Consider the following 23,894-nt stretch of genomic DNA (forward strand, 5'->3'; position numbering starts at 1 on the left):
CTCTATTAGATTGAATACTTGATATTGAATGATACGAAGTCACGGTCTGCAAGCGCATTTGTTGTGCCGATACCACCCCAGAACGCGCTATAAGACGCTGTTGCGGACCACTTGCTTAAGTAGTCAAAGGTAAAGGCAATGCTTGCCGATTTCGTATCTTCAGTGAACAGGAACAACGGATCAGGTGTTGTACCACTTACATCGTGCGAGAAGGTTGCTCTCGTACGCAAGTTAATACCAGAATAGATATTGTTGAAATCTGCGACTGCCAATACACGATATCCCCACGCATCATCGGTGGCAAACGGGTTGGTTTCAGGGCCATCAGATAATCCAACATGTAATCCCGGACGAGGATTCCCGTCAGCTGTGGGTTCCAGTGAAGGTGTACGTGATGTGCCTGGTGCATTCAGTCGGATAACGTCAGGATCCGGGAAATCAACGATGTTTACGTAACCCGCTTCACCCAGCAGGATGAAGTTATCTGAACCGAACGCCGGACCAAATACATGGGATGCGGTGAACTGTGCCTGCCAGGTATCTGAGAACAAATACCCTTCTGCTGTCTCACCAGGACCAACTGCACGACCAATGTTGTTAAGCTGTGAAATACCTTCCAGATCAGGACGTAAACCAGCATTCGCCAGCTGTTCCGGCATACCCATATACAGCAATTCTACGTCGTCAATTTGTAATGGCTCATCCACACGGTAAGCAAACTCACCTGATACGGCCGTTGTTCCAACGTTTGTATTGAAGCTGAAGCCATAAAGCTTGATATCTTCAGGGTAATAAAACTTGGCTTCAGTAAATGCGCCTAACTGCGTGATGTTATTTTTTGTCACTTCGTTTTGCGCAATGAAAGCCAAGTCCTGACCAATTCCCTGCGGAGTAAAATCAGACGTTTGGCCAGAAATCAGAGGACGCTGACTGTGATAATTAATATGGTAGAAGCTGAGCTCAGACTGATTCAGCATTTCCGCAAACCACGTCAGGCGAATACCATACTGCCCCTGATCATCCGCATCTACATGCGCATCATCCGAGTAGCCTCGAATAGCAACTTTTGTTGGGTACGCCAGATAGGCCTGAGAAATCTGTGAACTGTCGGCACCGGCTCTCAGCGCGTCGCCAAGACCATTCAGTGATGCTAACAAGTGGTCCAGATCAATATCCGGGTTACCGGAGAAGCCTAGTTGTACGTTATTTGACTGACCACCCTCGCCCGCGAAATCGTTTGTGGCAAAGTAGCTTCCACCTACTGGCAACCAGCTGCGCTCCCACTCATATTGATAATAACCAGAAATACTGACAGTGTCGGTAAGACCCAAAGAGGCGAATACCATTCCTACCGGAATAAAGACTTCTTTTAATTCTGCACCCGGTGCACGGGCACGGGTAACATCAACCGGGTTCGTGGTATTGATACCGTGTTGAATAAAGGTACTTTCACCCCAGCTGATTACCTGCTGACCTACGCGAACAGTCAGAGGCTTATTACCAATCCACCAGTCACCGTAGAAAAATGCGTCAAGCAGACGTACGTCCTGGCAAAGTAAATCTTTTGCTTCTGGGTCTGAACAAAGGTCATAACGCTGCCCGGTAATAGGGTTTGCGTAATCGCGCTCATTGTTCATTTGCTCGAAGTCATAAAACCAGAAGCCACGCGCGAAGAATCCGTAGTCACCGAAGTTAATATCTAACTCATGGTTACCCGATATTTGCGTAGAGAATGGGTCACCCGGATCGTGCGCCAGGTTGCCCAAGTCACCGTTGGTAGAGTAGCCACCATCGGAGAGTGCCCATACATCAGCGCTGGGATAAATGACATTGGTAGCAGCGTTGTAACCTGTCCAGTCAAACTGGAAATGGTTACTGTTACCGATCAGATCGAAATCCCTGTCTTCAGTTCGAATACTTGTCGCTAAGGTGATGTTTGAGTCAAGTGTGACGCTGACATCTCCAAAGTCCCAGCTGGCAGCGGATGCTGGCAGTGAAGCTGCACCGAATAAGGCAATAATTCCAGCAGCGATAGGCGACTTTTTAAACGCGCGAGGCCTGTTTGTCATAATTTTTATTCTCCCAAGTCAGCGCAATGGTTGCGCAGACATAAAGACCAACCATATTGATTAACAAAATGATTACATCATTTTGTCGGGATCGCAAGAACTAATCGTACCAGTTAACAATTAAAAGAAAATCTTTTCTTTCATAGAGTTAATCATACAATTTGCAACATGAATAAAATTTGAACAGGAGATTAACGGATACGCTCAAAGGATTTAATTTTATTTTTTTGATCTACCACCATACGAAAACTGCCCTTAACACCATCAGAGCCAACGAAATGGCGGAGTCTTGAGGTAGGAACCTGAACGCGCAAACCGTTATCTGCGGTGAGCACAACCGCAGGCGTGTTGTTTTGGTACAGTGCCTCACACATCCGGTAAGGCACTGAAATGTTAAAATGATAGACCGTATCAGTCGGCGTTATGTTTGTCATAAGCGAGACTTTTACTCACCTTCTCAAACAGATCCCTGCTAAGGCCCTTATGATTTAACAAGCGGGATAATTGCTGCTTCATCTGAACCTGGTGGCTGCTGGCAAACTGTTGCCACTGAGTGAGCGGTGTCACAATGCGCGCCGCTACCTGCGGATTAGTTTTATCAAGCGCTAACAGGTAGTCGGTAACGAACTTGTAACCGCTACCATCAGCAGCATGAAAACCGGTGCTGTTATAAAAGGCAAAGCTACCGATCAGCGCTCTCACCCGGTTCGGATTTCCCATACTGAACTGGGGGTGCTCCTTCAACATGCTGATATGGGCCAGAATATCTTCTCTGGGCTGAGTTGCATGTAGCGCAAACCATTTGTCCAAAACCAGTGGATCATGCTTCCAGGTATTTTCAAACGCCTCCATCAGTGATGAAAACTGTTTTGCATTTCCATACTGCGCCGCTTTCAGAGCACCGAGCGTGTCTGTCATGTTATCTGCCTGATGAAAATGCACGTCGCACAACGCGTCATGCTTTTCTACTCTGGCAAGATGTGAGAGAACGACATTCTTGCAACGACGAGCATTCACTGCCTGCTGATCATAACGATAATCGCCAGTCGCTGTGCTCTCTAGTAAGGCCAGCAGTGGCGATGACAATTTATTGGCAAAATCCTGACAGAAAGCTTCACGGGCTGAAACCAGGGACGCAACTTCAATATCGGTACGTGTTTGACAAAGCGTCTCAAAACTGGGGATGACGAGGCACTCACCCAGTAACTCATTGTTGTCCTTCTCAGCTTCTATTACCTGATGCAAGCCCTGCCAGATTGCTTCGCTCACGAATTCAGCTTTTCCTTCCTGATATTGCGAAATACACCAGTCATATAACTGTTGCAGCGCATCCCAACGATTAAAGTCGTCATTTGCAAAGCGGAAAATGGTTAGGTAATCGTCTGGAGAAAGCGAATTATGAACTTTTGCCGGCGCAGAAAAATTACCCAGTAGCGCGGGGGTGAGTGAGGATGCTGATGATTTTACAGTGAACTGAATACTTTCCCTCTCCAGCACCAACATATTATTCTGAATAATACCTTCCTCGTCAGTATAATGATTTCCTTCGCTATCAAGTATCTCAATGCCAACCGGGATGACCAATGGTGACTTATCCTTCTGATCGGCAGTTGGCGGCGTATGCTGGCTTAATGTAAAAGTATGCGTGTGCGTATTCTTATCGAAATCTGAATGAATGCTCAGTACAGGCGTACCTGACTGACTATACCAGCGTGAAAATTGAGTAAGATCGCGGTCGGTAGCGAATTGCATGGCATCAACAAAATCATCGCAGGTCACCGCCTGACCATCATGGCGACGGAAATATTCATCCATGCCTTTGCGAAAGCCGTCAGCTCCCAGCAGCGTATGGAACATGCGAATAACTTCAGCGCCTTTATCGTAGACGGTGACGGTGTAGAAGTTATTCATCTCCATCACTTCATCCGGACGAATGGGATGGCTCATCGCACTGGCATCTTCTGCGAACTGATGTTCACGCATCACCCGGACGTGCTTAATCCGGTTGCTCAATTCAGATGTCATATCAGCACTAAACTGCTGGTCGCGGAACACCGTCAGGCCCTCTTTCAGGCTAAGCTGAAACCAGTCCCGGCAGGTAACCCGATTGCCCGTCCAGTTGTGAAAATACTCGTGGGCAATGACAGACTCGACATTGAAAAAGTCATCATCCGTTGCTGTCTGCTGGTCAGCAAGAACAAATTTGCTGTTAAAAATATTCAGCCCTTTGTTCTCCATTGCACCCATATTGAAAAAATCTACGGCAACTATCATGTAGACATCGAGATCATATTCCAGGCCGAAGGTGTCCTCGTCCCACTTCATCGCACGTTTCAGCGACTCCAGGGCGAAGTGTCCACGATCCCGCTTTCCTTTATCTACATAGAGTTCCAATGCGACAGTTCTGCCACTTGATGTCGTGTAGGTGTCAGTCAGTTGGTCAAAATCCCCGGCAACGACCGCAAACAAATAGCTGGGTTTAGGAAAGGGATCTTCCCAGGTGACCCAATGTGTGCCATCGCCATTATCTCCCTGCTCAATTAAGTTGCCGTTCGCCAGCATGGTAGGCAATGTTGATTTGTCACCGTGAAGGGTAACCCGATAAGTGGCAAGTACATCTGGCCTGTCGAGAAAATACGTAATACGTCTGAACCCTTCGGCCTCACACTGAGTACAGTACACGCCGTTTGAGCGATACAGCCCTTCCAGTGCCTGATTATTATCAGGATCGATTTCGGTTTCGATATGCAGTTTAAAGTTATCGGGCACAGACTCTAGTGTCAGTGAGTTCTCTTCGATGACAGGAGATGGAACGACTCTTCCGTCTATTGCGACTGAAATAAGATTAAGCTTTTCACCATCCAGTACTAATGGCGCCTTCTTATCACCTTTTCTTACAACAGTTAAATCGCTGACTACCCGTGTTTTGGTCGGGTGAAGGTATATAGATAACGATACCGAGGAAATTGTGAAGTCGGGTGGAAGGTAATCCGCCCGACGTTTAACGTGAACTGACATAGTTGCTCCTGTAAAAGAAAACTACGCGCGCTCTTCCTCATTTTTCTGATAAGGAGGCTCAATTCTGAGAATCTTAACGCCCAGATACGCGTATATCACAGCAAGAATAGGATTGATTACGTTGAAAAACGCATAGAAGATGTATTCAAAAGGATGCACCATTAACACACCGTGCATATAAGCCCCACATGTATTCCATGGAATGAGTGGTGACGTAATGGTTCCGCCATCCTCAAGACTACGCGACAGGTTTAGTTGATCTAATCCGCGCTTAGCGAATTCTTCTTTATACATTCGGCCAGGCATCACGATCGCCATGTATTGATCGGCGGTTACCAAATTGGTGCCAATACAGGTCAGGATGGTACGGCTTATCATATCACCAGCCGACTTTGCGCCGTGAAGGATTGCACTGACTGCCCGCTTCAACAGCCCAACTTTTTCCAATACCGCCCCGAAAGACATGGCACAAAAAATCAGCCAGATTGTATTTAGCATCGAAGACATACCACCGCGAGATAATAAATCATTCAGGTTGGCATCTGGGGTGGAAAAATTTACCCCATCGTACAGCGCTTTCCAGACAACCTTGATACTGCCTATGGCTGCAGAATCGTCTGGGTTAGACATGCCCGAAATGACCTCCGGTTGGAATAACAGCGCCCAGATTCCACCCAGTATCGCGCCGATGGATACTGCAGGAAACGCCGGCATCTTTTTTATTGCCAGCGTCAGCAGCACAGCCAGTGGCACCAACAGATACCACCCCAAATCAAACGAATCATTGAGTAAAGCCTGCATCTGCTCGATACGTCCGGCTGACACAGAAGCGTCTTCACTGAAGCCCAAAATGGTAAACAAAATTAAGGCAATGATAAAACTCGGAACTGTTGTCCAGAGCATGTAACGAATATGTTCGAACAAATCTGTGCCCGCCACTGCCGGAGCCAGGTTTGTAGTTTCAGACAACGGCGAGATTTTGTCACCGAAGTACGAGCCAGAAATTACCGCACCAGCGGTTATCGCTGCTGACATCTCCATACCGGTTGCTACGCCCATCAGCGCAACACCGACTGTTGCCGCGGTAGTCCAGGAACTACCAATACTCATAGCAACTACGGCACAAATAAGACATGTAGCCGCATAGAAAAAAGACGGATTAAGTAACTCCAGGCCGTAATAAATAAGTGTTGGGACCGTACCTGACAACATCCAGGTACCGATAAGTGAGCCTACTGCCAGCAAGATTAGACACGCCCCTAGCGCCATGGAGATACCACTGACAATACCTTTTTCAATCGCTTTCCAGCTATGGCCGTTTTTCATGCCGATGATGGCAGCCATTCCCATACCCAGCAAAAGCGCAATTTGGTTAGGACCGTAGGAAGAGTTGTCGCCGAACAAATAGACGGCGCCGCCCATCATAATGATAAGCGCGATAATAGGGATCAGTGCATCTATGAGCGATGGCGTTTTAATGGTTTTACTCATTGTTATTATTCTATCCTGTTAAACGCAGTGATTAGGCCACAGACCGAAAAAACATCACGAATATGATGACGGGGCAAACGAACCGCACATACCATGGCCATATCTTCCAGAACAAACCGCTTTCAATTTCGTCATTTCCTTCACGCAATTCTTTAAGTATCGCGTCGCGTCGCCACACCCAGCCCGCAAAAATACAAAGTGCGAGACCAAGAAGCGGCTGACTGTATTGAGTTGTGATAGAAATAACAAGTCCAAACAATTGCTCGAAATTAAAGATTATCGTCGTACTGGCGGCAAAAATGACCGCGGTTACCAACCATACTGCACGCTTTCGGGCGATACCTTTACTTTCCACCAGGTAAGCAACAGGTACTTCCAACATTGAAATTGACGACGTGACCGCAGCGATAACCATTAACGCAAAGAACGCGAATGCGACTAACAGGCCAACGGTTCCGATGGTATCAAAAAGTGCAGGTAATACCGTAAAGATTAGCGTGTCACCTTCAATCAAGGCCCCTTCAGCAGTAAAGATCTCAACACCATTATTTAAGGCTACATACATGGAAGGGATGATCAACATGCCGGCAATGACGGCAACCCCGATATCCACGAGCGCTACGGATGCGCCAAGTGTAGGCAGGTTTTCTTTTTTACTGACATACGAGCCATATACCAGCATGGTACCTACCCCCAAAGACATCGAGAAGAACGCCTGTCCCATTGCGGAGATCAACAAATCCGGATCCATAATTTGTGAAAAATCAGGTACCAGATAGGCGCTCCAACCTTCAACTGCACCAGGCTGAAAACTGACGTAAACGATAAGCGCCACAATAATCAATACCAGGGTTGGCATTAATCGTACTGACCACTTTTCGATTCCTGATTTAACGCCACCCAGTACGATAAGTGCGGTAAGAATTAGAAAAAGTGCACAAAACAGCGTATCGCGTAACCCTGAGCCGCTGAGCAACCAGTTCGAGACGTTTTCCCCGCCTACGATGTTTACCGCAGAGTCTGCAAAATAAACTAACATCCAGCCACCAACGATGGCATAAAATGACAATATCAGGGCAACTGTAACTCCCCCCCACACACCGGTAGCGCGCCCTATCCAGCTGTTTGAAATTTTGCCAAGCGCATCGACCATATTAGACCGGGTTGCCCTGCCGATAATCAGCTCAGCCATGAGTACGGGATAGGCCAGCACAAACGCCAGCAACAGATATACCAGTACGAAAGCTGCGCCCCCGTTACTGGCTACTTTTGTAGGAAAGCCCCAGATATTGCCCAGCCCCACTGCAGAACCTGCAGCCGCCAGGACAAACCCGATTCGAGAGGAAAATTCACCTCGGATAGCCATGATGTCGTCCCTTTATTATATTTTTATTGGTATATTTTATTTTCAGACACAAAAAAAGGGCTGGCGATACACCAGCCCTCTTCATTCAGGTCTTAGTTGTGCGTAATTGCGTATTTTCCGGTTTCGATAAGGTCATAAGTGATATTCGCAGCCTCATCCAGGAATGGATCTAATTCCTCCAGCTCGTCAAGATCCTCTGGCAAGTCGTCCATCTTCGCAATCGGCTCGCGATTCATGCGCTTAAGCCGCTCATTGGTACGAGCCAGCTCTTTTTCCTGTGCTTCCTCTTTCTCAGCAATACGCTCAGATTTCACCAAGGAAATATAATCACGATCTTTATGTTTGTTATATTCCTCGATGTCTTCATAAATATAAGAGAACTCAGGATCTTGCATAATACGCTTGTTGTGTTTAGCAGTGAGAACATCTAGGGCATTCTGGCCATCACCGAACGTCGTGTAGTTCGCGCGGTTAATGCTGTCCCACGGCAGCGCTGTTTCTTCCTGACTCTCGCCCCAATCGGCCGGCTCTATAGCCGAAGGATAAAGGATATCGGGTACAACACCTTTATGCTGGGTACTGCCACCATCAATCCGATAGAACTTCGCGATAGTAAATTGCACACTGCCTAAGGGATTATCGTAGAGATCATAAATTCTGCCAAGGCCCCGGTGCTGTTGCACGGTACCTTTACCAAAGGTCTGCTCACCGATGATGAGCGCACGGTTGTAATCCTGCATCGCAGCGGCAAAAATCTCCGAAGCAGAAGCACTGTAACGGTCTACCAGCACAGTTAATGGGCCATCGTATGAAACTAAGCCATCAGTATCACGGTTCACGCTAACCTTGCCTTCTCCATAACGGATTTGTACAACCGGCCCTTTTTCAATAAACAAGCCCGTAAGCAGTGTAGCTTCGGTCAGCGAACCTCCCCCGTTACCACGCAAGTCGACAATAACTCCACGAACGTCCTGCGCTTTCAGAGAATCCAGTTCTTTTTTCACGTCAGCATGCAAATTATTGTAAAAGCTAGGAATGGTAATCACGCCAAGCTTGTCACCTTCATGCGGGCCAGAGTCTGGCACATACACTTCAGACTTTGCTGCACGGTCTTCTAACTTGATTTTGTCTCGTGTCATGCTGACAACAGACATACTTTTCGACTCTGTTGCACCCTTTTGAATTTGCAGGCGAACCGTACTGCCTTTAGGCCCCTTGATTAAGTCGACAACCTCATCCAGACGCCAGCCGATCACATCAACGAACTCTTCGTCATCCTGTGCTACACCGATAATTTTATCTTCTGGTTTTAATGCGCCAGACTTATCTGCCGGACCACCCGGAACGATACTTTTAATGACAGTGTAATCTTCTTCGCTTTGTAATACCGCGCCAATCCCTTCAAAGGACAGGTTCATTTCCATTTGGAAACGATCAGCATTACGAGGCGATAAGTAACTGGTATGGGCTTCAATGCTTCTGGCAAATGAGTTCATGACGGTCTGAAAAACATCTTCGCTTTTGGCCTGCTTCAGACGCTTGATAGCTCGCGTGTAGCGTTTTTCCAGTAACTCTTTAGCTTCTTCCCAGGTCTTATCAGCCAGGATCAGGTTTAGCGCATCATACTTCACGCGCTGACGCCACAACTCATCAAGCTCGGCATTCGTTTCGGGCCACGAAGCTTCCTCACGGTCGTAATAGAACTTGTCGTCTTTCTTTTCAAAATCGAAAGGCTCATCCAGTAATGACAAGGCATACTCGAAACGCTCGATGCGACGTTCTGCACTTTTATTGTACATGTCATAAGCAATACTCAGATTGCCGCGACTCAATGCATCATCAAATTCGTTTTCAAATTTATTGAAACTGGCTACGTCAGATTTCAACAATACCTGTTTGTTATGGTCAAGCGACTCAAGATAGCGCTCGTAGATTAACTGCGAGAGCGTATCATCCAACGAAATTTCCTTATAGTGTGCCCGGGTGAAAAGCGCGCTGATACGCTTTGCTGCGACACTATGCTGTGTTTCCTGCTGCAAAACAGGAAGATCTTCAACCTCAGGAGAGTTGGTCACAGCACCAGCACCCACTCCTACGGTCAGGAATGCACTGGCTATGGAAATTCGAAGGATATCTTTCATATTACGACCTCTTGGAACGTGCCAAACGTAAAGCCTCAGAAGTGACTTTGACTACCATGCCCGAATCAAGCTGAACGTGTACACCATCTTTCGCAACTTCAGTAATTACAGCAGGCATAGGCGCTTTGCCTAATTTTACTGTTACCTGAGTACCTTGCTTAAGATCGTCGTCCGTCAATTTTGCAGGCGGTGTCTTATTTGGTCTGTTTAATTTCGGTTTAGTTCCCTGCTTACCGTCGTTTTTACGATTCGCTGTTGCCGTATCGCTTCCCGGCCGGCCAGGCTGGCGTTTGGGTTGACCTTTCGGGGCCACCTTTTGCTTAGCCTTTCGCTTTTCAGCGGCTTTTGCTTTGCTTTCCTCGAGCTGTTGACGAGCATGATCAGCGTGCTCTTTCTCGATAACATCGCCGGGATTCCCATCGAGATCAACCCGATGTTCGCCTTCCTTGATGCTATGCAAATAGCGCCAGCTATTCGTGTAATGTCTCAGCGTGGAGCGAAGCATGGTTTTGCTTACGCGCTCTTCTTCCTCAAGTCGTGATGCTAAATCCTGAAAAATACCAATTTTCAGTGGACGCGCTTCACCCTCGACGGAGAAACAGTTCGGAAATGACTCTGCAAGAAAGGCAATGACTTCCTTACTGCTTTTAAACTTCTCTGGTGATTCCATTAATGATATCTAAATGTGGTCAATACAATTCGTTATTATCCGAATCATCCCAAGTTGCCAGCGTGTGGTCAACCCAATCAAGCAATTCATCGTCATCTATATCCATTAAATTGCTATCTTGTTGCCATGATTCCCAGCAAAAGTGCAAAATTCGCTCAAGTCTTTCCGTTTCAATCTCTTCTTCCGCACGATCGAATACCGCATGAAGAATAAAATTTAGTCGCTCAGACGCCTCACTTGGGTCATCATGCACATCGAGCATATCTTCCGGTGTCGACAATACGACCTGAATATCCACACTGTACTTCATGATTGCTGACTGGCTACCAATGCCTGGGCAATCGCCTCAAGTCCAGCCTGATCCTCTTCATCAAAGCGGCTAAACTCAGGACTGTCAATATCCAGCACGCCAATCAAGGTATCATTTACGATAAGTGGTATGACTATCTCTGAGTTGGATGCGGCGTCGCAAGCGATGTGCCCGGCGAACGCGTGAACATCGTCAACACGCTGTGTGGTTCTGGTTTGTGCTGCAGTACCACAAACCCCCTTACCCATTGGAATGCGAATACAGGCAGGCTGGCCCTGAAAGGGTCCCAACACCAACTGTGACTCTTTGAACAGGTAGAATCCTGCCCAGTTTACACTGGTCATGTTGTTAAACAACAGCGCGCTGATATTTGCCATATTAGCGATTAGATCGTGTTCGCCGTCCACTAGGCTGCGGGCCTGGTGAACTAATTGTTCATAATTGGTTTCCAATGCTTGTTTCCTGTTACTGCTCTATAGAAAATGTGACGTTCACCCGAGCGTTAATCTGTTGTTGACCGGGCATGGAGGCACTCATATCCTCGGCAAATGCCTTTGCACGCATCACCGGAACCGGCATATTGCCACCAGACTCGGATATTGCAACCACATCACCCACTTTAACGCCCAACTCTTTTGCTAACAACGCTGCCCTCGCCTTAGCGTCGCCGACAGCAGCAATCAGCGCTTGCTCGTATGCATTTGACTGGCCGCTTGCCACGAACTCAAATTGTTGAATGCGATCAACACCACGCCCCAGCACACCGTCAATGATTTTATCATAGCTACTTATCTCAGAGTGTGTGATTTGCACCTCACGGCTTAACACAAATCCGTTTTGTTCACGGCCCGTTGTCGTATTCTCATACCGGGGATTAAGTTGTACCTGCATCGATTGAATATCTTCTTCCTTAATGCCCTGACTGAGGAGAAATTTTACTACGGCATCCAGTTCGCCAGACAAGTGCTGATTTAGCTTGGCTACCGTTTCGCCCTGTTCTTCCAGAATAAACGTAACAGAATAGGCGTCCGGAGTAACCGCGATGGCACCCTGTCCCTGTACATTAATCGAAGCCGATTGCTGAGCGATGGCACCAGAAGAAACAAGCAAACTACTGGTAAGCGCGATACCAGTTAACACAGACTTCATTGAAAGCATACAAACTCCTTGATTGATGATTCATACTTACCATCACATTCTAGACATGAATCAATAATGAATACTGTCTGAATTTGTTACCCGAAAAACCAGTAACTCACGGCAATGGCTGCGGTTATCCCTGCCGCATCCGCGGCAAGGCAACACGCTACGGCATGACGAGCGTGACGGACACCAACGGCGCCAAGGTAAACTGCTAGTACGTAAAAAGTGGTCTCGGTAGATCCCTGTAAAACCGATGCCAGTCTCCCGGCGAATGAGTCTGCACCATGATACTGCATAGTTTCTATCATCATGGCGCGCGCGCCACTGCCACTTAGCGGTTTCATCAACGCCGTGGGTAGAGCGTCCACGAAACGGGTATCAGCGCCGATAAACGCTACCATGCTGGCGATAGACTGGGTGAGTAGTTCCATCACGCCACTCGCGCGCAGCATACCAATCGCAATTAACATCGCAATCAGATAAGGGATCAGTGAAATTGCTACCTCAAACCCTTTCTTCGCCCCCTCAACAAACTCCTCATAGCAGTTTACCTGTCGTCTCCAACCTGCGATGAGTACAACGATAATGAATGTAAACAACAGCACATTGGCCATTACCGCTGATTGCGCGGCCAGTACGTCAGAGGCAAGGCTGCCAAAATACAGTACTACGGCTGTGAGTAAGGCAAAGGCTGCCCCCAGGTACCACAGCACAACTTTATTTAGCAGGTTCACTCGCTGTACCAGACAGGTGACGATCAACCCTGCCAGTGTTGAGGCGCTGGTCGCCAGAAGAATTGGAATAAACACATCGGTTGGCTGTGCGGCCCCCTGCTCTGCCCGATACAGAAATACCGCAATAGGAAATAACGTAACGGAGGACGTATTTAAGACTAAAAACAGGATCTGGCTATTGCTAAGCGTATCTTTTTTCGGCGATAGGGTTTGCATATCCTGCATCGCCTTAATACCAAAGGGTGTTGCAGCATTGTCCAGTCCCAGTATGTTAGCAGACATGTTCATTGTAATGCTGCCAAGCGCAGGGTGATGCGCAGGGATGTCAGGCATGACGCGGCGAAGAAAGGGTGACAGCACTGCGGCCATTTTGTCTACGATGCCAGATTGCTCTGCAACTCTGAAGATACCGAGCCAAAATGCCAGCACGCCAATCAGCCCGATAGCGATGTCCACGCTCAGCGTAGCCATCGCCGTGACGGCATCCATTACATCCTGAAAGGTGCCGGCCTGTTGATTGAACAACGCCTGATAACACGCGGCAATAAAAGCCAGAATAATAAAGCAAAGCCAGAGTCGGGATAACATAAGGACCTATCACATCTACGGTTTGACTAGTGCGGACGGGCCTTCGGATATTCGGAGCATGCCCCGAGACAACGCTCAGAACGCTACGTTACCGTTTTCTGGCAGATTCGGTAAACAAAACCTAACTCTGCCCATTTTATTTACTCTGTACCCCACAAGATAAAATCTGACTTAGAAACTATTTATCAGTTTATTCAGCCAGTTTTCTTATCAATGCGGGAATTACTTCCTGCGGCTTTTACGTCGCAATAGCAAGCGCTGAGACACGCGGGATAGTTCCAGACTTATCCGCACCTTCTTTAACACTCAGTGTACAGGAACTGGCTCTAAAATCAGCGTGTTATCACGAATATTTGATACGTTTTCTTCAGGTAAGTACCCGTTTCAAAGCGGCAACGCAATGATCGATGTTCCGATCTTTACACGCATAGCCCATCAGACCAATTCTCCAGACTTTACCCGCCAGGTCTCCAAGCCCGGCACCAATCTCAAGATTGTAAGTATCAAGTAACTGCTTTCTGACTTGCGCATCATCGACACCTTCGGGGATCCTGACCACGTTAAGCTGAGGCAATCGATAGTTTTCATCCACAACCATGTCGATACCGATATTCGCCAGCCCTGCAACCAGCTTCTTATGGCCATCTGCGTGCCGTTGCCAGGCATTTTCCAACCCTTCCTCTTTCAACATTACTAACGACTCGTAAAGCGCGTAAATACTGTTTACCGGCGCGGTATGGTGATAAGCACGCTTACCGCCCTGCCCCCAATATCCAACGATAAGGTTCATATCCAGAAACCAGCTTTGCACCGGCGTTTTTCTGGACTTGATTACCTCAACCGCTTTATCACTAAACGACACGGGAGAGAGACCCGGCACGCAGCTCAGACATTTTTGCGAGCCTGAGTAGATAGCGTCAATTTGCCATCCATCCACATCAACTTCAATGCCACCCAGTGATGTCACTGCATCGACGATTGTCAAACAGTCATACTGGCGAGCAATCTCACAGAGAGCCTGAGCGTCATTCCTCACACCGGTGGATGTTTCGGCATGCACGAAGGCAACAATCTTAATATCCGGATGCTGCTTTAACGCGTCTTCCACCTTTTGCAGCGACGTTTGCTCTCCCCAGGTATCTTCAACGATAACGGGGGTCGCGCCCATCCGCTTTACGTTCTCTACCATTCGCGTACCAAACACGCCATTAACACAAACCAGTACCGTATCACCGGCTTCGATCAGGTTTGCAAAGCATGCTTCCATCCCTGCTGAGCCGGGTGCGGAAACAGGCATCGTGAGCGCATTGGTTGTCTTGAAGGCGTATTGCAGAAGTTGCTTGGTGTTATCCATCAATTCAATGAAAAGCGGATCCAGGTGACCGACGGTAGAACGTGCCATCGCATTGAGCACCCTGGGATGCACATCAGAAGGGCCAGGTCCCATTAACGTACGCTCTGGTGGCAAAAATGTTCTGAAATCTTGCATAATTTCTCCTGTAATCTGCAACGGTAACCAGCATTCTATTATGTCGCCATTGTTACAATGATTCAGGTGAACAACAACAGACTGTCATGAAGATAAATCTGATGAATAGTAGCCCGTTGGATTTGGGTTGTGCAAAAGTAAGTGGGTAATTTGTGAGCATCATGTGGATAATATTTAACCAACACAACGATGCTCAGACCAGATAAAAAACCATTGTTTTAACAGGAATAATGGAAAATACGCTAAGTGTCTGATACGATTTCACTAAAGATTCATGAAAAAATTGTTTATAAAGTAATCAAAAGTGATCTATGATTACTGTCCGTTGTAACCAATTTGCATGAACTTCTCCCTTGCAATAGTTAGCGCACGGCTCAGCAATGAGCCATTCCCCTAGGCCCGGAACGTATGTTCTGGGCATTTTTTATTCAGGGGAAAATTAATTTCACACGTAAGCTGCAGGGTCGCTCACTGTGCTTAGCTCTCTGGCGTACCGCCTGCCGTTTTCAACATAATGCTCAGCTGACGCCTGCAGCTTATCCAAAACAGCGTTATCCAGCGTTTTTACGATCTTTCCTGGTGAACCAACAACTAAAGAGAAATCAGGAACTTCCATATTTTCTGTGATCAGTGCATTGGCGCCTATTATGCATCCCTTACCTATTTTTGCTCCATTTAAAATGACGGCATTGATGCCTATTAGGCTATAATCACCAACACTACAACCATGAAGCATCACCTTGTGTCCAACGGTGACACCTTTCCCTAACGCCAGCGGAATTCCTGCATCGGTATGCAATACACTACCATCCTGGATATTAGTATCTTCACCAATAGTGATGGTATCCATGTCTCCGCGAACCACAGCGTTAAACCAGACACTGACATTATCCTTAAGCACCACATCGCCTATAACATGCGCGCCAGGAGCAATGTAAACATCTTTTCCTACTTTGGGTGTTTGTCCTTCCAGTTCATAAATCATGACTTCTCCTACTTGTCGATCTTTCGCATTAAGCCTTCCTGCATAGTGGATGCTACCAGCTCACCTTGCTGATTAAACAGCTGTCCCTTTACTATTCCCCGGGCATTACCGCTGAAGGGGCTTTCCATGGCATACAGCAACCATTCATTCATGTTCACCGGGCGATGAAACCACATTGCGTGATCAATCGTGGCTATCCGCAAACTTTTATCAGTGACCGCAATACCATGTGGCTGCAGTGATGTACTTAAGAAGTGGTAATCAGACGCATAGGCCAGAGCCGCCTGATGCAAAGCCTGGTTGTCAGCCAGAATGTCTCGTGAGCGCATCCATATATATCGCACTGGCTCTCTGACGGTGGCCTGGTAAGAATTAGCGGCGTCTACCGTACGGATATCAACCGGTTTATGATAACTAAGCGCTTCCTGCATGGGCCTGGCCATTTTTTCGAAGTTTTTCTCGTAAAACGCAATATCCGGCTCAACGTTTTCGGGGGGCGGTACGTCAGGCATATCCGCTTTCTGGTGTTCCATTCCCTTTTCTATTTGCTGAAAAGACGCCGTCATGTAAAAAATATTGCGACCATCCTGAATGGCTTTAATGCGGCGGGCAGAAAAGCTGCGTCCGTCCCTCACGACTTCAACATCGTAAACCACTGGCTTTTGTGCATCTCCGGGTAACAGGAAGTAAGAATGGAATGAATGCGCAACTCGATCGTCATCAACAGTTCGATAAGCTGCTGCCAGCGCTTGTCCGAGCACCTGACCGCCAAATAACGCCCGGAAACCAAGGTCCCAGCTCTGGCCACGAAGCAAACCAGATTCTATTCTTTCCATCTCAAATAATGATGCGAGTTTAACCTCTGACATGCGTGTATTGCTCTCCTGTTAGTTCGCTTTTTGGGTTTCTCGGGTAATACTTTTCTGGCAATTGTGCCTTGTGCTCAAAATAACGCGTATCTTTGTAAGGCAATTTCATAAAACCTGAAATACCTACTCCATCAATTGTGGGTACCTGATCAACAATCGCATTCAGAATTTGCGTAAACCTTGCAGCCTGACTGTGATCCAGCAGCATATAATAGCTGTGTATTTTTAAATGGGTTGGCAGTGCCTCGAAAATGATACAGCCAGTATGGTGAATGGTGTTAAGTTCTTCCAGTAACGACATCAATTCAGGCGGAAGCTTTAGCAGCTCATCCGGATCGTCTCCATCCTCAAAGTAAGAGTGTGTTCTGCTGTCGTCTTTTACTACCGAAACACGGGAGAGTTCAAAGGGGATATGGCAGGTATCATCAGGAACAAAAGGAACCTCCTCACTCTCGCGCTCAATATGCAGCGTATCTTTGGCATTGAACATACAGCACTTAAAAATACCGCTGCGGTGAATGGCTCTGGCCAGGGTAATGACATTATTGACTGCCATCTCAAATGCTGGCTTTAACCCCTCGTCATACAAGTTGAGACTGGAATCGACGTAAATTCCATCCGGCTCCCAGCGTATCGCCAGCCCTCCTACCACAGGATACCGGCCAAGTCGGCTAACTGCAGCAATGAAGCCTTTTTCGGTTTCGCCCATGCCCTGAAGGTAGTTCTTATAGTAGCGATCAAACTGCGCATCATTGACATACCGCAGCTCATTCTCCGCATCCACATTTTCCTGACGTAAGAAAGACTTCCGCGAAGAATACACCACCGTTTCTATTTCATGATCGGTGTCGCCAATCCATGTAGGTATGAACGCCTGGTATTGCGCAGGCTTGTCTTCAGCAAACACAAGTTGCCGGAGTACATGAATATTCTTAAAGAAATAGTCGCCCCCCTGACGTCGCTTGTTGTCGTCATCGCTGAGCATATAATCCAGGATATTGGCCAGCATTTTTGGTAAGCCAAGCGAAAGCGGCGTGATCACTTTTCTGCCATATCGGCTGGACTGACCGGAGGCCAATGCATAGAGCGTGCTGGCCATGCCCTGTTCATCGAACCGTGGCGATGACAAGGCGCCGTTTAGTTGATCTTCACCGATAAAATACACGTCGCCCAGTCGTGCATTGGTCTGGTGTAATTCGCCGGACATGAGATCCATCACGTTGTTACCAACATACTGTCCGGTTTCATCGGTCTGCGCAAAAACTGAGGATCCCCAGTCGATTAGCCCCACCGTTTCTGTATTTGCATCCCAAACAAGATTGGAAGGTTTAATATCACCGTGAACCAAAGGTTTCGCTTCCCCTTTTTCACGATACTGGCGAAGGTATAGCAGCATATCTCCGATTTGCACCGCCAGTTTTACAATCAGTCTTGGCGATAACGGCCCGCAGTTCAGGCTGACTTTCTCCAGATCTTCACCGATGGCTCTTTCCATCACAAGAATGGCCTGTTTGCCAATTTGCTGGAACTCAACAAGAGAGGGCACATTTGCGTGATGGACGTGGCCGAGCATAAACGCTTCTTCTTCCAGCCGGTCCTGAATATGCTGCGGTAGATTTACTCTGGAAAATTTAAATACGCGTTCTTTTGTATCTGGCGCTATGCCCGAAAAAGCGAAACCAAATGCGCCTTTTCCTATCATTTCAATATGCCGGTAACCCAGCCACTCCAGTTGCTCTTTGCACAGATTCACCCAATCTTTAAGCTTTTTAGCATCTGCGTGCGATAGCAAATACACCGATTGCTCTTCGGGGATATAGAAGTGCTTCAGCGCCTTGGGCTGGTTCATCGCTATGTTGACTCCCGCTTACGCCACGTAACCGACACGTTGATATCGCTACCCAATGTCGGGGCGATGGTATTCAGGGCATTCTCCAGTTGGGTATCAAGCTGCCAGGACGGATTAATAAACAACAATCCCGAACCATACATACCTGTATCCATTGCTTTGTCTGCTACATGCAGTTCCGCGGTAAACGCGGTTTTCCCACACTCTGCAAGTTTTTCAACCATGCGTTCACTGCACCCGCTCTTCTGGCCAGCCCGGGCAGACAGTAAGGGATACCAGATCACAATTTGTGCCTGTGCCCACTTTTTGAGTGTGGCGCTCACTGTGTTCGTAACTGACTGATATTCTGACAATAACTCATAGGGGGGATCGATTAACGCGGCACCTCGCACTGGAGACGGTGGCGCTAACGCGTTTAATCCTTCAAGTCCGTCTCTGTGATGAATATGAACTTGTCCGCGTGCCAGCCTCTTTACTGAAGCTTGCAGTTTAGGTATTTCACCAGGATGCAGTTCCATCACGTGTAGCTGATCGTTATCACGCAATAATGATGCGGCAATCACCGGCGATCCAGGATAATGGCGCTGTTGGTAAAATTCGCCACAAAGCGCAAGGTATTTTTCAATTAATGGATCCGTAGCCGCTGTATCTACCAACCTCGCGATCCCAGACTCGTATTCACAGTTCTTACTTGCCTGGTCGTCATCAAGCGAATACTGCCCTGCCCCCGCGTGTGTATCGAATAGCGTAAACGGTTTGTTTTTTTTGCAAAGGTAATCAATGACAGCAATCCAGCCTATATGTTTAATAACATCTGCATGATTGCCAGCGTGAAAAGCATGTTTGTAACTTAACAAAAGCGCCCTATAAATTGGTATACGTAAAAGCGTAGTGTATCGTTACCGGCATCAGGTCACAATCAGGAAGGTGCGCCCTGCTATGATTTACAGGGCGCTTGATGTTATTTCAGATGCATCAGCATTTTGGTGGGTGATGAAAGGTAGTCGCACCACAGATTGTTAAATCGAACCATAGTGGCCCCATCAATGATCCTGTGATCCCCTGACCAGTTAACCATCATAATATTTTGCGCTTCTACTTCGCCGCTTTCACTAAAACGTGGTAGTGACTGCGTTTTGCCTAACGCGACAATGGCAGCTTCTGGTTTATTAATGACAGGGGTAGCCGTCATGCCGCCAATCGCACCGATATTGGAAATACTGATGGTACCGCCTTTAAGGAAGTCACCGCCGAGCTTTCCTTCACGGGCTTTGTCGATAATGTCTTGCATTTGCCCGGCTATTTCAAACAGACTCAACTCCTGAACGCGTTTGATATTCGGAACCAGCAGGCCAACTTTTGAGTCAACCGCGAATCCGATGTTGTGATCGTCAAAAAAGGTCTGCTCGGTACCGTCATCGTTAAGCTGACTGTTGATGTTCGGAAAATCCTGCAGCGCCAGCGACATGGCTTTTACAAAAAACGGCATAAAGCTCAGTTTCACGCCCTTCTCTGCAAATACGGGTTTCAGCTCTTGGCGCAATGCAATTAGTGCATCCATTCGCAGCTCATCACTGACAGTGAAATGCGGGATGGTCTGAACCGACGCCGACATCTGTTTCGCCATTGCTGCCTGTACTCCGCGCACTTTCTCAGTACGTGTACCGCCAGCAGCCATAGTACTCGCCTGCGTTTCAGGTTTTGTAGTACGAGGGCCCTGTGTCGTTTCAGATTCGCTTGTTGATAACGTCAATACATCCTTTTTCAGAATACGGCCTTTTTTGCCGGAACCTTCAATTTCGGTGAGATCCAGTGATTTTTCACGGGCAATCCGGCGCACGGCCGGGCTGGCTAACACCTTGCCGGGAATTGCGACTGGCGGCTCATATGCCCCGTCAGGCCACTTTGCGTTGGCATCTGCAGTGCCTGTCGATGATTTTTTCTCGGCATCCGGTTTTGCTGCCTCTGTGGCTGATGTCGCTTGAGTGGATGTCTCTGTTGAGCCTTCCGTCGCCAATGCGAACAGTGGCTCATGAACACGGGCGATATCACCCTGCTGATAATACAATTTATGCACCGTACCGGCATGCTTAGCGGGTATTTCAACTACCGCTTTGTCGGTCATCACTTCAACGACAGGTTGATCTTCTTCAATACTGTCGCCTTCAGCAACGTGCCATTTTACAATCTCACACTCAACAATACCCTCACCGATATCAGGCAAAATAAAGTCTTCAGTAGTGGTGCTGCTTTGCGGAATAGATGGTATTGCGTCTGGCTGCGAATTCGGTTTTTCCGCACCTGATTCCGGCTTTGCTTCAGGCTCAGCTTCAGCATCTGATGCAGAGTCGCCATCAATCTCCATCGCGAACAGTGGCTCGTGAACCTTGGCGATTTCACCCACTTTATAATGAAGCTTTTTTACAGTACCGGAGTGCATTGCAGGGATCTGTACTGTCGCTTTATCGGTCATGACCTCTGCAACAGGCTGGTCTTCCTCAATCACGTCGCCTTCTTCTATCAACCACTCCAGCAACTCGCATTCAACAATGCCCTCACCGATGTCGGGCAGAATAAATTCAGTCGTCATTATGCTACCCCTTAGTAATTTAGTGTGCGTTTTATGGCTTCGTAAGTTTTGAACTGATCCGGCATGTATTCTTTTTCATGCGCAAGCGGATATGGCGTATCCAGTCCACACACACGAGAAATAGGCGCCTCTAAATACAGGAAACATTTATCCTGGACAGTCGCGGCAATTTCGCTGGCAAAGCCACCCGTTTGCGGCGCTTCATGATTAATTAGCAAACGTCCTGTTTTCATTACCGATTCACAAACAGCGTCTACGTCCCATGGAAGAATGCTTCGTAGGTCGATAATTTCACAGGAGACACCATCATCCAACGCCATTTCTGCAGCTTTCTGCAGGATCTCAATTTGCGCGCCCCATCCCAGTAGCGTGATGTCGCTTCCTTCCTGTACCGTGTCGGCTTTACCCAGTGGCAATTCATAATCGTCCTCCGGCACATCCGATACGGAGGCACGGTAAAGGCGCTTTGGCTCCATGAAAAGCACAGGATTGTCGTCGCGAATAGAGGCCAATAGCAAACCTTTGGCCTGATATGGATTTCTGGGGATCACTATTTTCAAACCCGGACAGTGAGCAAAAAAAGCTTCAGGAGACTGACTGTGATAATGCCCTCCCGCAATGCCACCACCATAAGGAGTGCGAATTGTTAAGGTACCAACACTGAACTGACCACCGGAGCGATAGCGGAACTTCGCGGTTTCGTTAACTATCTGATCGAACGCCGGAAAAATGTAGTCACCAAACTGAATTTCAGCGACAGGCACAGAACCTTGCGATGCCATTCCATTTGCAAATCCAATAATGCCCTGCTCTGTCAATGGCGTGTTAAAACAGCGTCCTTTGCCGAATTTTTCCTGAAGATGGCTGGTAGCGCGAAATACGCCTCCGAAATGGCCGACGTCTTCACCGAAAACCATAACGCGTTCATCCTGTTCCATGACAGTAATGAGTGCATTATTTATTGCTTGCAGAAGATTCATTTTAGCCATTACTTCACTCTCCCTGAGGTTTTGGGATAGGCATCCGGGTACTTTTTGATGTGCGATTTCAATGCGTCAAGTTGTTCTTTAAGGTGCCAGGGCACGTCGTCATAAACATCGGTGACGATATCTTCGATAGGGCAAATATCCACTTTTTCTGACGTTTTAAGTGCCGCAAGTACATCCTGACGGGACTTTTCTATCAGCTTTTTATTGGCGTCTTCGTCATACCAGCCTTTTGACGTCAACCACTTTGCCATGCGCTGAATAGGATCTTTCGCTCGCCACTTATCTTCTTCTTCACGCGAGCGGTAGCCGGTTGGATCGTCAGAGGTTGAGTGTGCTGCAAGGCGATAGGTCATCGCTTCAATCAACACTGGACAATTCTCTTTAAGCGCAATTTCACGAGCCTGTTTGGTGGCAGCATAAACCGCCAGAGGATCATTACCGTCTACGCGAATAGTTTTTACCCCATAGCCAATACCGCGTGATGCAATGCCATCGCCGGCAAACTGTTCATCAGCTGGTGTTGAGATAGCGTAGCCGTTGTTGCGGCAGAAAAAGATAACAGGACAATTCAGCACCGCTGCCATATTCAATCCGGCATGAAAATCACCTTCAGACGCCGCACCTTCACCAAAATAACAAATGGTAATGGCTTCATTCCCTGCCATCTTCTGGCCATAGGCATAACCTGAGGCTTGAGGAATTTGCGTTCCAAGCGGAGAGGATATGGTCATAAAGTTCAGCGGCTTGTCCCCGTAATGTATAGGCATTTGTCTGCCTTTATTAGGGTCCTCCTGGTTGCTGAACATTTGATTCATAAACTGTGTGGTTGTGTAGCCACGATAGGCAAGCGCACCCTGTTCTCGATACTGCGACATGATCATATCGTTATCAGAGAGCGCGGCTGCACTGGCAACAGAAGCGGCTTCCTCACCGGTGCTGGCAAGATAGAAACTAATACGCCCCTGACGCTGAGCACCAATCATTCGCTCGTCAAGAACGCGGATATACTCCATGGTGTCATAGATACGCGTGGCGGTTTCGCGGTCAATGTCAGGCTCTACCGCCTCGTCATGAAGACTGCCATCTGGTTGTAGGATTTGTAGCATGGGAATGTCGATCAGGCCATTTTCGATAATATGAACCTGATGTGTCGTCGACACGCCGGCAAGGTGATTTCGATCTTTCACAATCCATCCCTCTTATTTGGTGATGAGTACACCTATGTACCCGAATGAGACTATGCTAGACCAGAACCAAACGAAACACCTTGCTATTTACTTTCAATTAACACCTGGGAAGGAATATTTATCCCAACCACTACCCTTCAATGCGGATAGCCATCCTACATTTTACAAATCAGTCCTAACAATAATCATTTTGGTTTACAAATATGTAACGCGAGCTAGAAGAACGCACCTGCAAACCCTATCTGTAATTTCACTATGCGTATAAATAAATGAACACTTAACTTAATGAAATATTTAGATTAAATATAAAGCTATATGAGCCCTTGTATGTTCAACATGATTGAAATTTAATTCGCAAATCAATTCTCACTGCAGTACTTTTGTGCTAGAAATGGATGCGTCTACA

General features: G+C 47.5%; 19 protein-coding genes. All 19 read right to left on the reverse strand.

Annotation, left to right across the window (positions count from 1 at the left end):
- Window positions 1-5 precede the first annotated feature (5 nt).
- Window positions 6-2,069, reverse strand: a complete 2,064-nt coding sequence (locus ACLBLI_RS10030; RefSeq protein WP_414827483.1) for a DUF1302 domain-containing protein — start codon at window positions 2,067-2,069, stop codon at window positions 6-8.
- A 191-nt stretch (window positions 2,070-2,260) separates the two neighbouring features.
- Window positions 2,261-2,503: a DUF2835 family protein gene (locus ACLBLI_RS10035; RefSeq protein WP_414827484.1), complete on the reverse strand. Its 243-nt coding sequence runs from the start codon at window positions 2,501-2,503 to the stop codon at window positions 2,261-2,263.
- Window positions 2,481-5,087: an aminopeptidase N gene (gene pepN / locus ACLBLI_RS10040; protein ID WP_414827485.1), complete on the reverse strand. Its 2,607-nt coding sequence runs from the start codon at window positions 5,085-5,087 to the stop codon at window positions 2,481-2,483. Before pepN ends, ACLBLI_RS10035 begins: the two co-directional genes overlap by 23 nt.
- A gap of 21 nt (window positions 5,088-5,108) precedes the next feature.
- Window positions 5,109-6,578 carry a Na+/H+ antiporter NhaC gene (gene nhaC / locus ACLBLI_RS10045; protein ID WP_414827486.1) on the reverse strand — a complete coding sequence of 490 codons (1,470 nt, stop codon included), beginning with the start codon at window positions 6,576-6,578 and terminating at the stop codon, window positions 5,109-5,111.
- A 31-nt stretch (window positions 6,579-6,609) separates the two neighbouring features.
- Complete coding sequence (locus ACLBLI_RS10050; RefSeq protein ID WP_414827487.1) at window positions 6,610-7,944, reverse strand: sodium-dependent transporter; 1,335 nt, start codon at window positions 7,942-7,944, stop codon at window positions 6,610-6,612.
- Between the two features lie 92 nt (window positions 7,945-8,036).
- Window positions 8,037-10,085: a carboxy terminal-processing peptidase gene (prc, locus tag ACLBLI_RS10055; RefSeq protein ID WP_414827488.1), complete on the reverse strand. Its 2,049-nt coding sequence runs from the start codon at window positions 10,083-10,085 to the stop codon at window positions 8,037-8,039.
- A gap of 1 nt (window position 10,086) precedes the next feature.
- Complete coding sequence (gene proQ, locus ACLBLI_RS10060) at window positions 10,087-10,755, reverse strand: RNA chaperone ProQ (RefSeq protein WP_414827489.1); 669 nt, start codon at window positions 10,753-10,755, stop codon at window positions 10,087-10,089.
- Between the two features lie 19 nt (window positions 10,756-10,774).
- Window positions 10,775-11,065 (reverse strand): hypothetical protein, encoded by a 291-nt coding sequence (locus ACLBLI_RS10065; protein ID WP_414827490.1) that lies wholly within the window; start codon window positions 11,063-11,065, stop codon window positions 10,775-10,777.
- Window positions 11,062-11,517, reverse strand: coding sequence for a GAF domain-containing protein (locus ACLBLI_RS10070; RefSeq protein ID WP_414827491.1), 456 nt, complete (start codon window positions 11,515-11,517; stop codon window positions 11,062-11,064). The genes ACLBLI_RS10065 and ACLBLI_RS10070 overlap by 4 nt, the downstream gene beginning before the upstream one ends.
- Window positions 11,518-11,530: 13 nt before the next feature.
- Window positions 11,531-12,223: an SIMPL domain-containing protein gene (locus ACLBLI_RS10075; protein WP_414827492.1), complete on the reverse strand. Its 693-nt coding sequence runs from the start codon at window positions 12,221-12,223 to the stop codon at window positions 11,531-11,533.
- A 77-nt stretch (window positions 12,224-12,300) separates the two neighbouring features.
- Window positions 12,301-13,530: a nucleoside recognition domain-containing protein gene (locus tag ACLBLI_RS10080; protein ID WP_414827493.1), complete on the reverse strand. Its 1,230-nt coding sequence runs from the start codon at window positions 13,528-13,530 to the stop codon at window positions 12,301-12,303.
- A gap of 367 nt (window positions 13,531-13,897) precedes the next feature.
- Window positions 13,898-15,019, reverse strand: a complete 1,122-nt coding sequence (locus ACLBLI_RS10085; protein ID WP_414827494.1) for a pyridoxal-phosphate-dependent aminotransferase family protein — start codon at window positions 15,017-15,019, stop codon at window positions 13,898-13,900.
- 445 nt (window positions 15,020-15,464) lie between these two features.
- Window positions 15,465-16,004: a gamma carbonic anhydrase family protein gene (locus ACLBLI_RS10090; RefSeq protein WP_414827495.1), complete on the reverse strand. Its 540-nt coding sequence runs from the start codon at window positions 16,002-16,004 to the stop codon at window positions 15,465-15,467.
- An 8-nt stretch (window positions 16,005-16,012) separates the two neighbouring features.
- Entirely contained in the window at window positions 16,013-16,873 is an 861-nt protein-coding gene (locus ACLBLI_RS10095) for an acyl-CoA thioesterase domain-containing protein (RefSeq protein WP_414827496.1), read from the reverse strand.
- Window positions 16,860-18,722 carry a protein kinase domain-containing protein gene (locus tag ACLBLI_RS10100; RefSeq protein ID WP_414827497.1) on the reverse strand — a complete coding sequence of 621 codons (1,863 nt, stop codon included), beginning with the start codon at window positions 18,720-18,722 and terminating at the stop codon, window positions 16,860-16,862. The genes ACLBLI_RS10095 and ACLBLI_RS10100 overlap by 14 nt, the downstream gene beginning before the upstream one ends.
- A 2-nt stretch (window positions 18,723-18,724) precedes the next feature.
- Window positions 18,725-19,579 (reverse strand): 23S rRNA (adenine(2030)-N(6))-methyltransferase RlmJ, encoded by an 855-nt coding sequence (locus tag ACLBLI_RS10105; protein ID WP_414827498.1) that lies wholly within the window; start codon window positions 19,577-19,579, stop codon window positions 18,725-18,727.
- Window positions 19,580-19,683: 104 nt separating this feature from the next.
- A complete protein-coding gene (locus ACLBLI_RS10110) occupies window positions 19,684-21,312 on the reverse strand; it encodes a dihydrolipoyllysine-residue acetyltransferase (protein WP_414827499.1) in 1,629 nt (542 codons plus the stop codon).
- An 11-nt stretch (window positions 21,313-21,323) separates the two neighbouring features.
- On the reverse strand, window positions 21,324-22,301 hold the full coding sequence (locus tag ACLBLI_RS10115; RefSeq protein WP_414827500.1) for an alpha-ketoacid dehydrogenase subunit beta: 978 nt from the start codon (window positions 22,299-22,301) through the stop codon (window positions 21,324-21,326).
- Entirely contained in the window at window positions 22,301-23,488 is a 1,188-nt protein-coding gene (locus ACLBLI_RS10120) for a thiamine pyrophosphate-dependent dehydrogenase E1 component subunit alpha (protein ID WP_414827501.1), read from the reverse strand. The genes ACLBLI_RS10115 and ACLBLI_RS10120 overlap by 1 nt, the downstream gene beginning before the upstream one ends.
- Window positions 23,489-23,894 lie beyond the last annotated feature (406 nt).

The organism is Alteromonas sp. H39 (genome assembly GCF_047556435.1).
Taxonomy (GTDB): Bacteria; Pseudomonadota; Gammaproteobacteria; order Enterobacterales; family Alteromonadaceae; genus Alteromonas.